At 43.4% G+C, this 14,844-nt stretch carries 13 protein-coding genes; 7 read left to right on the forward strand and 6 right to left on the reverse strand.

Annotated elements, in window-relative coordinates; genetic code table 11:
• Positions 1 to 21 precede the first annotated feature (21 nt).
• Positions 22 to 285 carry a DUF4834 family protein gene (locus EO131_RS03790; RefSeq protein ID WP_127019064.1) on the reverse strand — a complete coding sequence of 88 codons (264 nt, stop codon included), beginning with the start codon at positions 283 to 285 and terminating at the stop codon, positions 22 to 24.
• A gap of 86 nt (positions 286 to 371) precedes the next feature.
• Here EO131_RS03790 and EO131_RS03795 point away from each other — a divergent pair, with 86 nt between their 5' ends.
• The 4 genes from EO131_RS03795 (at position 372) to EO131_RS03810 (ending at position 3,623) form a co-directional block, all read left to right on the forward strand.
• A complete protein-coding gene (locus EO131_RS03795) occupies positions 372 to 1,355 on the forward strand; it encodes a transporter (protein ID WP_127019066.1) in 984 nt (327 codons plus the stop codon).
• Positions 1,356 to 1,420: 65 nt separating this feature from the next.
• Positions 1,421 to 2,539 carry a GTP cyclohydrolase gene (locus EO131_RS03800; protein ID WP_127019068.1) on the forward strand — a complete coding sequence of 373 codons (1,119 nt, stop codon included), beginning with the start codon at positions 1,421 to 1,423 and terminating at the stop codon, positions 2,537 to 2,539.
• A 223-nt stretch (positions 2,540 to 2,762) separates the two neighbouring features.
• Complete coding sequence (locus EO131_RS03805) at positions 2,763 to 3,143, forward strand: hypothetical protein (protein ID WP_127019070.1); 381 nt, start codon at positions 2,763 to 2,765, stop codon at positions 3,141 to 3,143.
• Positions 3,144 to 3,209: 66 nt separating this feature from the next.
• On the forward strand, positions 3,210 to 3,623 hold the full coding sequence (locus EO131_RS03810; RefSeq protein WP_127019072.1) for a hypothetical protein: 414 nt from the start codon (positions 3,210 to 3,212) through the stop codon (positions 3,621 to 3,623).
• 7 nt (positions 3,624 to 3,630) lie between these two features.
• Here the strand turns inward: EO131_RS03810 and EO131_RS03815 are convergent, their stop codons facing one another.
• The 3 genes from EO131_RS03815 to EO131_RS03825 all read right to left on the reverse strand — a co-directional run bounded on the left by EO131_RS03815 (position 3,631) and on the right by EO131_RS03825 (position 8,266).
• On the reverse strand, positions 3,631 to 4,890 hold the full coding sequence (locus EO131_RS03815) for a cysteate-C-fatty acyltransferase (protein ID WP_127019074.1): 1,260 nt from the start codon (positions 4,888 to 4,890) through the stop codon (positions 3,631 to 3,633).
• A gap of 125 nt (positions 4,891 to 5,015) precedes the next feature.
• Positions 5,016 to 6,056 carry a cysteate synthase gene (locus EO131_RS03820; protein WP_127019076.1) on the reverse strand — a complete coding sequence of 347 codons (1,041 nt, stop codon included), beginning with the start codon at positions 6,054 to 6,056 and terminating at the stop codon, positions 5,016 to 5,018.
• A gap of 71 nt (positions 6,057 to 6,127) precedes the next feature.
• The gene (locus tag EO131_RS03825) at positions 6,128 to 8,266 is read right to left on the reverse strand and encodes a S9 family peptidase (RefSeq protein WP_127019078.1); all 2,139 of its coding nucleotides are present in this window, start codon (positions 8,264 to 8,266) and stop codon (positions 6,128 to 6,130) included.
• A 62-nt stretch (positions 8,267 to 8,328) separates the two neighbouring features.
• Between EO131_RS03825 and EO131_RS03830 the strand changes: the two genes are divergently transcribed.
• Complete coding sequence (locus tag EO131_RS03830; RefSeq protein ID WP_127019080.1) at positions 8,329 to 8,655, forward strand: YbaB/EbfC family nucleoid-associated protein; 327 nt, start codon at positions 8,329 to 8,331, stop codon at positions 8,653 to 8,655.
• A 103-nt stretch (positions 8,656 to 8,758) separates the two neighbouring features.
• On the opposite strand, the gene EO131_RS03835 is transcribed toward EO131_RS03830, so the two are convergent.
• The gene (locus EO131_RS03835; RefSeq protein WP_127019082.1) at positions 8,759 to 9,784 is read right to left on the reverse strand and encodes a threonine aldolase family protein; all 1,026 of its coding nucleotides are present in this window, start codon (positions 9,782 to 9,784) and stop codon (positions 8,759 to 8,761) included.
• Positions 9,785 to 9,799: 15 nt separating this feature from the next.
• The gene (locus EO131_RS03840) at positions 9,800 to 12,202 is read right to left on the reverse strand and encodes a zinc-dependent metalloprotease (protein WP_127019084.1); all 2,403 of its coding nucleotides are present in this window, start codon (positions 12,200 to 12,202) and stop codon (positions 9,800 to 9,802) included.
• Positions 12,203 to 12,395: 193 nt separating this feature from the next.
• On the opposite strand from EO131_RS03840, the gene EO131_RS03845 reads away from it, so the two are divergent.
• Positions 12,396 to 13,862, forward strand: a complete 1,467-nt coding sequence (locus EO131_RS03845) for a circularly permuted type 2 ATP-grasp protein (RefSeq protein WP_127019086.1) — start codon at positions 12,396 to 12,398, stop codon at positions 13,860 to 13,862.
• Between the two features lie 7 nt (positions 13,863 to 13,869).
• Positions 13,870 to 14,817, forward strand: coding sequence for an alpha-E domain-containing protein (locus EO131_RS03850; protein ID WP_127019089.1), 948 nt, complete (start codon positions 13,870 to 13,872; stop codon positions 14,815 to 14,817).
• Positions 14,818 to 14,844: the final 27 nt, after the last annotated feature.

The raw sequence follows: 14,844 nt of genomic DNA on the forward strand, positions 1-14,844 counted from the left end.
ATGGGTTTTGAAAGACAAATATTAGTCAATTTCCTCAAAATCTATATATTCTCCAACTTTTTTTGAGGGATTGGATTTTCTGGGCGGTTTTTTGGAAACCGTGGTCTCCCCCTCCCTACTGTTTCTGGGCTCCGCATAATCAGTATAGTTTCCAAATTGTTGTCCAAATCGTTCGTTGGTCTTTTTTACCGCGTAGTTCAACAATTTTGGCGCCAACCACTTCAAGAGCAATTTGAGGGCGTAGTATACTAATATGAGTATTAAAATCGTTTGTAGTAAAACCATATAGCACTAGTTATTGTATCAAAATTACACTGTTAGTCACGGAAACCCGTCAAACGTATCTTAAAATAGTATTAAAACCTGGTTATATGGATTGCTCCATCATCAAAAAAACGTTCTTTCTATTTATTCTGCTTCCTACCTTGCTCAGTGCACAATATACGGATGTCATCAATTCGAACAGGCCTGGAAGGGCCGTGAGCGCCTATGCGGTAGGCAAAAATGTGGTTCAGGCCGAAGTGGGGCTTTTGTATGAACAGCAAGACAATGCCGATCTAAATTCCGACTCAAATATTTTTGGGACGGATTATGCATTTAGATATGGTTTGCTTTTTGAGCAATTGGAAATCAATGTGGAGGGTTCCTTCATCAAACAGACCATTACCTATCCCGATTTTGGTATTGAAGGCAAACTGACCAATTTTTCACGCAACCGTGTTGGGTTAAAATATTTGATTTTCGACCCGTATAAAGATCCTGAACGCAACAAACCCAACTTGTACAGTTGGAGGGCCAATAATGTATTCCAATGGAAAAACTTGATTCCGGCGGTTTCTTTGTATGCTGGGGCCAATTTTCTTTTTGGGGACAATCCTTTTTATCCTGGTGACCCCAATCTGTCGTACCGCGGGGCCATTGCAACCCAAAGTAGACTCTCACCCCGATTTGTGTTGATCTCGAACGTGGCCTATGACCGAATTGGTACAGATTTTCCTGAGTGGCGTTATGCTCTTTCCCTGTCGCATACTTTTCGGGATCCCAGATGGAGCGTATTTTTTGAAGGCCAAGGCATTTCCGGTAATCGGTATTCCGATATCATCCTGAGAACTGGGGTGGCGCGCTTGATCAACCCAAATTTTCAGGCCGATATCCATATGGGATCGGGCTTTAAAAGTTCGCCCTCACGTGTGTTCGTGGTGCTGGGCTTTTCCTATCGTTTGGATTTTCATAAAGACGAGCTAAAACCTATTGATGAACAACGCTCTGGCCTTAATGGTAAAATTGGAAGAAATTCCAATAAGAAAAAATCAAAAAAGAAGCGCAAAAAAAATAGAAACAACATAGATTTTTAAGTTTTTGCCGCTACACTTTTCTGCCATGGGTAATATTCCTATTATTGGGGAATCAATTCGAATTTATGGTTACCGTAAAGCAGGTGCAATCCAAATCGGACTTAAAGGATTTTGTAAAATTCCCTTTCTCGTTATATAAAGGATCTCCTTATTGGGTACCCCCCATCATCAAGGATGAAATGGAATCCTTTGATAAAAGCAAAAACCCAGTTTTTGAAAATGCCGAAGCTGAATTTTTCTTGGCCTACAAGGACAATAAAATTGTAGGTAGAATAGCTGCCATCATCAATTGGCTAGAGGTCAATGACCAGGGCTTAAAAAAAATGCGTTTTGGATGGTTCGATTTTGTGGACGATTTGGAAGTCTCCAAAGCCCTGTTGGACAAAGTATGGGAAATAGGTGTTGCCAACCAATTGAATTATATGGAAGGGCCTGTTGGATTTTCCAATTTGGACAAAGTTGGGGTGCTTATTGAAGGCTTTGACCATATCGGGACCATGATCACATGGTACAACCATCCGTACTACCAAAAGCATTACGAGCACCACGGTCTGGTAAAGGAAAAGGAATACCTGGAAAATAAGTTCCCTGCAGCGAATGCCGACCCCAAATTGTTTGAAAAAGCAAACGAGCTCATCAAAAAGCGTTATGGACTTCGTGAAATGAACTTTGAAAAGAGTGCCGACATTATGCCTTGGGTGGATAAAATGTTCGACCTGTTCAACGAATCCTATGCACGTCTTTCTTCGTTTGTACGCATTACTGATATTCAAAAGGAATATTTCAAGAAAAAGTACATCTCGTTTATCAACCCCGAGTTCATCAAGTTTGTGGTGGATGAAGAGGATAACCTGGTGGCCTTCGCGATCGTGATGCCTTCGTTTTCGGAAGCCTTGCAAAAGGCCAACGGAAAATTGTTCCCCTTTGGCGTTTTTCATTTATTGAATGCAAAAAAGAACAGCAAGGATGTGATCTTTTATTTGATTGGTATCCATCCAAAATACCAGAACAAAGGGGTCACCGCCATCATTTTCAATGAGTACCACTATACCTTCAAGAAACGGGGGGTGGTCAACTGCATCCGAACTCCCGAATTGGAAGAAAATATGGCCATTCGTCAAATGTGGAAACACTTCGACCCGGTCACACACAAAAGAAGGCGTACTTATAAAAAAGAACTATAGGTTTAAATTAAATCGGAAGTAACTTTAAAATTCCGGTTAAGGATGTACCTTTCAGCATGGTAGCGTAGGGCAAATGACCCTATAACTCCTGCAGTGGATTGATTGGACACAATTGCGTATGTTTCGGAATACTAATTTGTGCTCCACATGTTTTCTGCCAACCAAATAGCAACAGCATTGAATCGAAATTATCGATTCAAATTAATACTAACTCGTTTAGCATATGGAATTTTTTCGGATAGTCAAGATACACACGGACGAACATACCATTCAAGAAAAACTGACCCTGGACAATCTGGAATCGATGAGCAATGAAATTTTTATAATTGGTGACCAATCCAGCTCAAAGGCCAATATCGGTGGGCTTTGGGGAGAGTTTACATTGACCAGAAGTGAAATTCGTGGAGGAGTTCGTTTTGCCTTGATGGAGTGTCCCAACGCTTTGGCTTGGACCGTCACGACCGGTTTTGATCCAGCGCCGGACAGTATCGTTATTCATTTAACCATCAATCGGCAACAGAAGGATGCTAGCTTTTTGGTCGAGGTCCAGGAGTTTTTGGATGACCATGGTTCGTGTCTTCTGGAATTTTTCGGGACCGCATAGCAATTGGCTAAGTATTTGAATCCTTTTGGTATATTGTAACTAGTTAAAGCCTAGAAAAAAATTGCCATGAACAAAATACTCTTGACAATAATCGGTCTTTTCATATTTTCTTTCCATAATACGCTTGACAAAAGTCAGCTCTATGGCAAATGGAAAGGAGAAGATCGGGGTGATATTGGCTATATCAATTTTGATACGGATGGATATGCCCATTTTGAGATTGGTGGCCAAATTTTTGGCGGCAAAGAATTTGAATACGATGGCAAAAAGGGTACTATGACCTATGAAGTGCATGAAAATACCATGCCGCTGCAAGTTGACTTGATTTTAACGTTGTTGGACACTGGTGAAGTAAATACATTGTTCTGCATAGCAGAATTTCTGGATGAGAATACCATGAAATTCGCCATCAACTTTGAAAACCAAAGACCCACAGCTTTTACCGAGGAAAACTCCCTACTATTTACTAAACAGGATTAACCGGCTGTTACTCCCCCATTGCCGCTGCCACTGCTGCAGAAAGACGCTTGTAAGTACCATTTTGCAAACGCTCCCTGATGGATGAGAATGCATCCAATGTTTCCTCAATGTCTTTCATGGTGTGCGTTGCAGTCGGAATCAAGCGCAACAAGATCAAACCTTTTGGGATTACCGGATATACCACAATGGAACAGAAAATACCATGGTTTTCGCGAAGGTCTTTCACCAAGGCCATGGCCTCTGGAATACTTCCGTTCAAGTAAACAGGAGTTACACAACTGGTGGTGGTTCCAATATCAAAACCACGATCTTTCAATCCGTTCTGCAGTGCGTTCACGTTCTCCCAAAGTTTGGCTTTCAACTCTGGTTTGGAACGCAACATGTCCAAACGTTTTAGGGCACCTTTCACATACACCATCGGCAAAGATTTTGCGAACATCTGCGACCTTAGGTTGTATTTTAGGTATTCAATGATTTCTTTATCCGCAGCGACAAAGGCGCCAATACCAGCCATGGATTTGGCAAAAGTGGCCAAATACACGTCAATATCATCCTGAATGCCTTGCTCCTCGCCAGCTCCTGCACCGGTTTTACCCAAGGTACCGAATCCGTGGGCATCGTCCACCAACAAACGGAACTTAAATTTCTTTTTAAGGGCGGCAATCTCTTTTAAAATACCTTGCTCACCACGCATACCAAAAACCCCTTCGGAAATTACCAAGATACCACCACCGGTTTCATTGGCCATTTTAGTGGCTCGCTCCAAGTTTTTTTCCAAACTTTCAGGATCGTTGTGCTTAAAGGTAAAACGTTTACCCATGTGCAACCGTACCCCATCAATAATACAGGCGTGACAGTCCACATCGTAAACAATAATATCATCCTTGGAAACCAATGCGTCGATAACCGACATAAAGCCTTGGTAACCGAAGTTCAATAGATAGGAGGCTTCCTTGTGTACAAATTCGGCCAACTCTTTTTCTAATTGTTCGTGAAAATCGGTATGGCCGCTCATCATACGGGCACCCATCGGATATGCAGCACCGTGCTCCATGGCAGCTTCCCCATCCACTTTCTTGATTTCAGGTAGGTTCGCAAGACCCAGATAGTCATTGATACTCCACGTTATCACTTCCTTCCCCTGGAATTTCATTCTGTTGGAAATGGGTCCTTCCAACTTGGGAAAAACAAAATATCCTTCGGCCTGTGAGGCCCATTTTCCCAATGGTCCCTTGTTCTCAATGATTCTATCAAATAAATCTCTCATCTACCTTGTAATTTGATTCATCTGCAAAAGTATATATTTTTATGTTCCTCGCATAACGATTTTTCGACATAAAAAAACGGCAATGTTTTTCATTGCCGTTCTGTCTGGTCATCGTGAGGAATTCACTACTTGATGTATTCGATTTTTTCTGGTACTTCCGCGTTTTGGATGTCGAAAAACCCCTGGTTTTCCATCCACTCGTTGCTGTATACTTTGCTCATGTACCTTGATCCATGATCGGGGAATACCACTACGACATTGCTATCCGAAGTAAATTCACCTTCGGTATCCAATTGGAAGAGGGCCTGAAGGGCCGCACCACTGGTATAACCGGCAAAAATACCTTCGGTCTGGGCCAATTTACGGGCCATATGGGCGCTTTCACCATCGGTTACCTTAACGTAGCGATCTATACTGTTGAAATCGGTGGCCGTTGGAATCAAATTTTTACCAAGACCTTCAATTCGGTAGGGATATACTTCGTTATGGTCGAATTCTCCGGTTTCGTGGTATTTTTTCAATACGGAACCATAGGCATCCACACCCAAAACCTTGATGTCTGGATTTTGCTCCTTTAAATAACGAGCAATACCGGAAATGGTACCACCTGTACCGCTACAAGCCACCAAATGTGTGATAAGTCCATTGGTCTGTTCCCATATTTCAGGTCCGGTGGAGCTGTAATGGGCATCAATGTTTAATTCGTTGAAATATTGGTTGATGTAGATAGAGTTGGCGGTTTCACTGTGCAAACGCTTGGCCACTTCGTAATAGGAACGTGGATCATCGGCGCTTACGTGTGCCGGGCATACATAAACCTTGGCACCCATGGAACGCAACATGTCAATTTTGTCCGGTGATGATTTTGAACTTACAGCCAAGATGCATTTGTAACCTTTTACAATGCTTACCATGGCCAAACTAAATCCTGTGTTTCCTGAAGTAGTCTCAATAATGGTACTACCTGGTTTCAAGATGCCTTTACGCTCGGCTTCCTCAATAATATGAACTGCAATTCGGTCCTTTGAGGAATGTCCAGGGTTGAAGGCTTCCAATTTCGCGTAGAAGTTTCCGGTAAGTGGGGCTGTAATGGTGTTAAGCTTAACTAAGGGGGTACTTCCAATTAGGTCTAGGATACTGCTGTGCGCATTTATCTGTTTCTTCATAACTGGTATTAGGTAAGGAACAAAATCCTAGTAATTAGGAAATTATTCCTTGCAAAAATAACATTTTATTTTTAATGGGCTCTGCCTTCGAGGTCTAAAATAAACGCATATTCCTTTGCCGTCTCCTTCAAAGCCTCAAAACGCCCAGAGGCACCACCATGTCCGGCATCCATATTGGTATCCAAAAACAATAGGTGATCATCGGTTTTGTACTCCCGTAATTTAGCCACCCACTTGGCCGGCTCCCAGTACTGAACCTGGGAATCGTGCAAACCGGTGGAGACATACAGGTTCGGATAGGTCTTGGCCTCCACATTGTCGTAGGGCGAATACGATTTGATATAATCGTAGTATTCCTTATTGTTAGGATTTCCCCACTCGTCATACTCTCCCGTGGTCAGCGGAATGGTGTCGTCCAGCATAGTGGTAATGACATCCACAAAGGGCACCCCCGCAATCACACCGTTATATAATTCCGGAGCCATATTGATCACGGCACCCATCAATAAACCACCAGCGGAACCGCCCATGGCATACAGATGTTCCGGACTCGTGTATTTTTGATCGATCAAAAATTGGGAGCAATCAATAAAATCTGTGAAGGTGTTTTTTTTGTGCAACAATTTGCCATCGTCGTACCAAGGCCTGCCCAAATATTCGCCACCACGCACATGCGCAATGGCGTAGATAAAGCCGCGATCCAACAAACTAAGGCGTACCGAGGAAAAATAGGGGTCGATAGTGGCCCCATACGAACCATAACCGTACTGTAACAATGGACTTGTGCCATCCAAAGGCGTATCTTTCCGGTATACCAGGGAAATTGGTACCTTTTTTCCATCCCGAGCCGTGGCCCACAACCTTTCCGTTTTGTAATTGTCCTTATTGAACTTTCCACCCAACACCTCTTGTTCCTTCAACACGGTTTTGGTCTTGGTCTCCATGTTAAAATCAATAATGGCATAGGGAGCGCCCATCTCATTGTAATAATACCGTAATTCCTTGGTGTCGAAATCCAAATTGGTGGAGGGTCCGGCCACATAGGTTTCACTGTCGAAGGGCAAATAATAGCTGTCGGAACCATCCCATTTGGCAATCTTCATCTGATTAAGCCCATTTTCCCTTTCGGTGAGCACATAATAGTCCTTGAAAATCTCGATATCTTCCAACAAAACCGCTTCGCGGTGGGGAATAAATTCCTTCCAGTTGTCCGAGGTTGTATTTTCCTCGTCCGTTACCATCAATTTAAAATTGGTGGCACCATCTTTATTGGTCAATACATAAAAATGGCCATCATAATGTGAAATCGAGTATTCCACGCCCTTATCGCGGGCCGAAAACATCTTGAATTTGCCATTTGGGTCATCGGCATTCAAAATTTGATATTCCGTGGTTAGGGTACTACCCGAACCGATAACAATGAATTTTCTGGATTTGGTTTTATACACAAAGGTGTTGTAGGTATCGTCGGTTTCTTCAAAAATAAGCACATCCTCTTCCGATGGTGTGCCCAACACATGTTTGTAAATTTTGTCGGAACGCAGGGTCACCGGGTCTTTTTTGGTGTAAAACAAGGTTTTATTGTCATTGGCCCAAACCGAACTGCCGGTAGTATTGTTGATGATGTCTGGGTAAATTTCCCCCGTTTGCAGATTTTTAATCTGTATGTTGTATTGTCTCCTTGAAATAGTATCCGTTCCAAAAGCGGCCATTGTGTTGTCAGGACTCACTGAAATTCCCCTAAGGTTGAAATACTCATGACCCTCGGCCATTTGGTTGCAATCGAACAACAAAGCTTCTTCAGCTTCCAATGTTTCTTTTTTTCGCGTATAAATGGGATATTCCTTGCCTTCTTCATATCTGGTGATGTACCAATATCCGTCCAACTTATACGGTACCGACGAATCATCCTCTTTGATCCGGGCCTTCATTTCCTGAAATAACGATTCTTGAAATGCCGCCGTGTGTGCCGTCATTTTCTGATAGTATTCATTCTCGGCATTCAGGTAATCCAACACTTGTTGGTCTTCCCTGTTATTCATCCAATAATAGTCATCGATACGGACATCGCCGTGTTTTTCCAACTTGGTAGGATGTTTGGGCGCCACTGGAGGGGTAATGTTCATTGATTCGTCTTTACTGTTTTTGCAAGCGTGTGCAAAAATAAGGCATAAAACCAGAATAGAAATTTTGGAAATTGTATGGTTCATCCGTATTGGTTTTTAGCCAATTTACTACTTTTGAGCCTAGTTAGCTTTTAAAATTTGAGTTTATGTTTGGAGATTTAATGGGCATGATGGGTAAGTTGAAGGAAACCCAGAAAAAAGTAGAGGCCACCAAAGAACGTTTGAACACGGTTTTGGTGGACGAACAGTCAACAGACGGGTTGTTGAAGGTGACCTTGACCGCCAACCGTGAAATAAAATCCATTTCCCTTGATGATTCTCTTTTGGAAGATAAGGAGCATCTGGAAGACAACCTCATACTTACCCTCAACAAGGCCATTGCCAAGGCAACGCAAGTGAATGAAACCGAACTGGCCGCAGTAGCCAAGGAAGGCATGCCGAACATTCCCGGTTTGGATTCCTTTATGAAGTAAAAACACATTTAAAAGTCGTCTCAAGGGACACTTTTAAAATGGTCAGGTCAAGCGCAGTCGAGACCTTTTTTACCACTTCTCGACTGCGCTCGAAGTGACAAAATCACCCTATACTTTTCAAAACTTTTAGGAAATGGTGATGCATTTCATCCGTATAATCCAGATGGGTGACAATACGTAATTTACCTTGTCCCATACCAATAATGAATACTTGGTTCTTAGTCAATTGATCCAAAAATTGCTCGGATGACATTTTCGTCTCATCAATTTCAAAAATGATGATGTTCGTCTCAATGGGTTCCACTTTTTTAATGTAGTCCAAGGCGTTGAGCACCTCCCCTATTTCCGCGGCTTTTTTGTGGTCATCGGCCAATCGATCAATATTATGGTCCATGGCATAGATACCGGCGGCGGCCAAATAACCTGATTGCCGCATACCACCACCAAACACCTTTCGGATGCGCAGCGCCTTATCGATATGTTCCTGGCTTCCAATTAAGACGGAACCTACAGGGCAACCCATGCCCTTGCTCAGGCAAACGCTTATGGTATTGAACAATTTGCCGTAGGCTTTGGGGTCTTCACCTTTTTTCACCAAGGCATTCCACAAACGTGCGCCATCCAAATGGTATTTCAGATGGTGCTCATCACAAACCTTTCGAATTTTTTCCAGTTCCGCAAAATCCCAGCATGCCCCACCCCCTTTATTCGTGGTGTTTTCGATACAGACCAAGGTAGTCAATGGACTGTGGTAAAAATCAGGTGGGTTAATAGAAGCTTCCACCTGCTCTGCAGTCATCATGCCACGATCACCATCGACCAATTTACAGGAGACCCCGCTGTTGAAACTTACCCCACCACCTTCATAATTGTAGATGTGGGCATACTTGTCACAAATCAATTGGTCGCCGGGTTGGGTGTGTATTTTAATGGCAGTTTGGTTGGTCATGGTACCACTGGGAAAAAATAGGGCTGCTTCCATTCCAAAATAATCGGCCACTTTGGCCTCCAGGGCGTTAACCGTTGGGTCGTTTTTAAAAACATCGTCGCCCACTTCGGCGGACATCATGGCCTCCAACATCCCTTTTGAAGGCCTGGTGACCGTGTCACTGATCAAATTTATCTCCATATAATTTTTTAAGCTCTAATCCATGCAATCCATACCGATAGGGGATCCATCTGGAATTTTTGGAACCGGAATCACCTTGAATTCCCCAGGCTCCTTCATAAAATTATCGATACGTTGCACCATTTCGGCTGCAATGGCATTCTTTCCATTCCCCAACAATTGTGTTTTCAGATTTTTGAGGGATTCGGTCGCCAATGCATTCACCTGAGGGTGCACATCTTCGTGGGCCGCAAGGTTCATTAGGTGGAACAGCACTCTAAAATTAATGGTGTTCTGCACTTCAGCTTCATAGGAATCCCGCTGGGTAAGTTCAATGGTCGCCTTTATGGTCTCGTCGAGAACTTCCTTGAGCCCCAATTGGCCCTTGTCCAAACTTTTCTGTTGGATCAATCGGGAAGCACGCTCTGGGTGCAACAACAAGCCCAAGGTCATGTCGGCAGCCGTCTCCGCAGCAGATAAGGCATCAAAACTAACCCCGGTTTTGCCCGCAAAAGACTCGCGAGATCTTGAAAATCCGATGGCCCGTGGTGGGAAGAGGTCCAATTTATCTTTCGGTACGGCAATTACCTTGGCGTCCAAGGTCTTCAAAATGGATTCCAGGGCTTCTTCCTGTACCGATTCATTTATGGCCGACACAGCTACCTGCCCGTCCCCTTTCACGGCATAATTATAATCCAGTCCACCGATAATTTTGGAAACTGCCTCGGTTTGGTACCTATGGAAGAAATACAGGGGCACAAATACATCCTCCAAAGTGGAATAAGCTTCATTGGTCCTGATGTTATCGATGGAAAAATTGGCTATCGCCTGTTTGCGAATGGCCAACATATCTTCCAGTTCTTTACTTGCACTTTTGCCATTGTCCCAAAGGTGAGCCAATAAATGGGCCCCGCCAGTGGGTCTTGCATCTTGATCAGAGATGTAGCGCAGCCCCTCTTTTTGGGCTTTTTCCAAAATCGCGTTCAAGGCACTGCGCTCATTGGTGCCGGTTGGAAAATCTGAATAGGAATACGCAACGGTTACCTTGTCCCACGGTCCTATTCCTGTATCGTATGCATTGGCGAAACTGATTTCATTCCCATCCAATTCAAATTGTGGATGCGGATAATCCATAACCGAAGCCCGATTATTGGTGCTGGCAGCAAAGTTGTGTGCAAAACCAAGGGTATGGCCAATTTCATGAGCGGAAAGCTGCCTGATCCGTGCCAAGGCCAAATTCAACATAGGTTCGTAGTTATCGTCACGCTCCGCAAATGGTTTGTTCATCAAGGCCTGGGCAATCATAAAATCCTGACGAATTCTCAGACTTCCCAAACTTACATGTCCTTTGATGATCTCTCCGGTTCTTGGGTCGATCACACTGCTTCCATAGCTCCAGCCCCTAGTGGAACGGTGTACCCATTGTACCACATTGTAGCGAACATCCAATGGATCGGCATCGTCGGGCAACATACGCATTTGGAAGGCATCTTTGTAACCAGCGGCCTCAAAAGCCTGGTTCCACCATTTTCCGCCTTCCAAGAGAGCAGAACGAATGGGTTCCGGTGTACCGTTGTCCAAATAATAGATGATCGGTTCCACGGCTTCGCTCACCGCCGCACTGGGGTTTTTCTTTTTCAATCGATGGCGACGCACAAATTGCTTAAGAATGGGCTCCTGTACCGGAGTGGAATAATCGTAATATGAAAAGGGATATGAACCACTGCGGGGGTCAAATTCCCTTTTTTGGTATTTATCATCGGGCAACTCGATCAAGGAGTGGTGCTGTGCCACGGTCACCAAACTTGGGTCGGGCGTTACCGAACGAATCCAAGCCCCTTCCGGATTGCCCTTGAAAGTCAAAGTCACATCAAATTCCACATTTTTGGGAAACGCTTTGGTGCGTTCAAATGCGAGAGCACTTCTATCCTTGTCCAAACCGTAAGTTCCTTGCTTGGTTCGTTTCAAACGGTTGGCCACCCCATGGGCGTCACGCATCAAGAAATCCGTAAAATCAATAAGGTAACTGCCTTTGGATTCCTCTTCGATCTTAAAACCATGCAACACGGATTTGGCAAAGGCCTGCTCGACGGATTTTCGCTCCAATTCGTTGTCGGTCAAGGCCCGAAACGTAAGATTGGGCTGCACCAACAACAGCTTATTGCCCGCTTTTCTGAAGAAAACTACCTGCTCATTGCCCAACTGACCACGATCCAAACCTATATCGTTGCTGCCAATGCCGCTGCTCAGAGCATAGACATAGAGGAAATCCTTTTCCAAATCGTCCACTTGAAGAAAGATCTTATCGGTTTTATCGTCATAGTAAAAATTGAAATAGCCATTGAACTTTTGAAAGTTCTTGGTCTTTTCAAAGGTTTGTCCGCTCATCGAGGAGCATACTAAAAACATCAGGGCAATAAACGAAAATGTGTTCTTCATGATCAGGTTGATTATAAGCCTTAAAAATATGGAAATCATTTTAAAATACCTGTTCAAAGTTACCATCCCCTGAAAATATAAATTCATAAAAATTAGCAGAGATTTTTAACTGTTTCATTTTTTCATCCTCCAATTTTTATGGGCTACCTATTTCATAAGCCACTGAAAATCCATATTTTACTAAAAAAACAATATGGGAACCGCAATCGATAAAACCATCTTTTCCAGCTATGTGCGCAAGGAAGGGCTTTTTGATGAAGTATTTCAAAGCGATGGAGAGGTTAAATCCGTATACCAGAAGCTATTGGACCTTTATGGCTCACGCACCATCGAGGACTATGTTAGCTTGAACAACAAGGCAAAATCCTCTTTTTTCAATCAAGGAATCACTTTTCAGGTATATGGAGACAAACAAAGTCAGGAGAAAATTTTCCCTTTTGACCTATTTCCAAGGATCATCGATTCTGCAGAATGGGAAACCATAGAAAAAGGGGCCATCCAGCGAAGTTTGGCGCTCAACCATTTTTTATGGGATGTGTACCACGACAAAAAAATAATCAAAGACAACATTGTTCCCATTGAACTCTTGAGCTCTTCACCCAATTATTTGCACCAAATGATGGATGTGGACCCACCCAGTAAAGTGTACAACCATATTTCCGGTACGGATATCATCAAACATTCCGATGGCGATTATTATGTTTTGGAAGACAATATCCGTTGTCCATCGGGTGTAAGCTATGTTATCTGTAACCGAACCGCCCTCAAAAGGGCTTTGTTTGGGGTATTTAACCACTACCAGACGTATACCGTTACCGATTACGCGGAAAATTTGCTCAATTTACTGGAAAGTGTGAAACCACCCGGTGTGGATGCCCCTGTTTGTGTGGTGATCACCCCCGGTATGTTCAATTCGGCCTATTACGAGCATTCCTATTTGGCCAAAGCCATGGGCGTGGAATTGGTGGAAGGTCGGGATCTTTTTGTGGAAAATGATTTTGTGTACATGAAAACCACCCAAGGCCCAGTTCGGGTGGATGTGGTGTACCGTAGAATCGACGATCTGTTTATTGACCCGATGGAGTTTCATCCCGATTCCACTCTCGGTGTCCCAGGCTTGTTCGCAGCCTATAAAAAAGGAAACGTGACCCTGGCGAATGCCCCAGGAACCGGCGTTGCTGACGACAAGGCCATTTATACCTATGTTCCCGATATCATTAAGTATTATTTGGGTGAAGAACCGATCCTCAAAAATGTACACACCTATCACTGTAGCCGTCCCGATGAACTTAAGTATGTATTGGAAAACATCAAGGATTTGGTAATCAAACCTGTTGATGAAGCCGGTGGTTATGGCATTTCCATCGGTAACAAACTGACCAAGGAAGAAATTGAAAAGGTAAAGGCCGTGGTGAAGGCCAATCCGAGAAAATATGTGGCCCAGCCCATTATGTCCCTTTCCGTGCACCCCACCTACATCGACCAAAAGGAATCCTTTGAGCAACGCCATGTAGACCTCAGAACCTTTACTGTTTTGGGCCATGACCAACAATTTGTACTCAAAGGTGGACTCACCCGTGTGGCATTGAAAGAAGGAAACCTGATCGTTAATTCATCACAAGGTGGTGGATCCAAGGACACTTGGGTATTAAAACAATAAGAACCATATGCTTGCAAGAGTAGCCAACAACCTATTCTGGATGGGTAGGTACATTGAAAGGGCGGAACACATCGCCCGATATATGAACGTCAATTATTTTTCATCGCTGGATGCGCCCAACCAATTGTCACAATCCAGACAATTTGTATTGCGCTCCATGCTTTTTATGGTGGGTGACCCCGTTCCTGATGATTCTATTAAACTGGAGGAGGAATCTGTGCTTTACGACATTGGTTTGAATCCAGAAAAGTTCTATTCCATTTTGAGCAGTATCAAAGCAGCACGTGAAAATGCCAATAGTTCCAGGGACCTGATTTCCACCGAACTGTACGAAAGTCTGAACAAATTCTATCATTTTGTGGTCAACTATCCCACCGATACCTTTGTAAAGACCAATCTCTATGATTTTACGGTAAATGTTACCGAGATGATTGCTGTTCTACGAGGAAAAATAAGGGGAACCCTCTTGCACGACGAGGTGTATGCCATCATTATGATGGGCGTGAACATCGAACGTGCCATACAGATCACACGAATCATTAATACCAAATACAACGATGCCCTTTTGGCCAAAGGAAGCTATGGTGATACCTTTGCCCATAGTTTTGAATGGACCACCTTGCTAAAATGTGCTGAATCCTACGATATGATGCGTCGATTGTACAAAAAGTCGCCGACGAGCACCAGCACTTTGGAATTTTTGTTGTTGAACGGGAGATGCCCCCGTTCCTTCATGAATTGTATCAACCAAGTGTACAAACACATTTTGGAGATTGACAAAAAAGTGGAGTATTCCAAACATTCAACCGCCTTTATGGTAGGTAAAATAAGGTCTGAATTTGAGTTTAAACAAATTGAGGAAATACAGGAAGACATTCAAGGCAACCTGAACATGATCCTTAATAAGATGTTTAAAATTAGTGAGAACATGGAAAAAGAATTCTTCCACTACTAGCCCATTTTAACTATTTTGGCTGGATTG

This window comes from Flagellimonas beolgyonensis, from assembly GCF_003992615.1.
Classification (GTDB): Bacteria; Bacteroidota; Bacteroidia; order Flavobacteriales; family Flavobacteriaceae; genus Flagellimonas; species Flagellimonas beolgyonensis.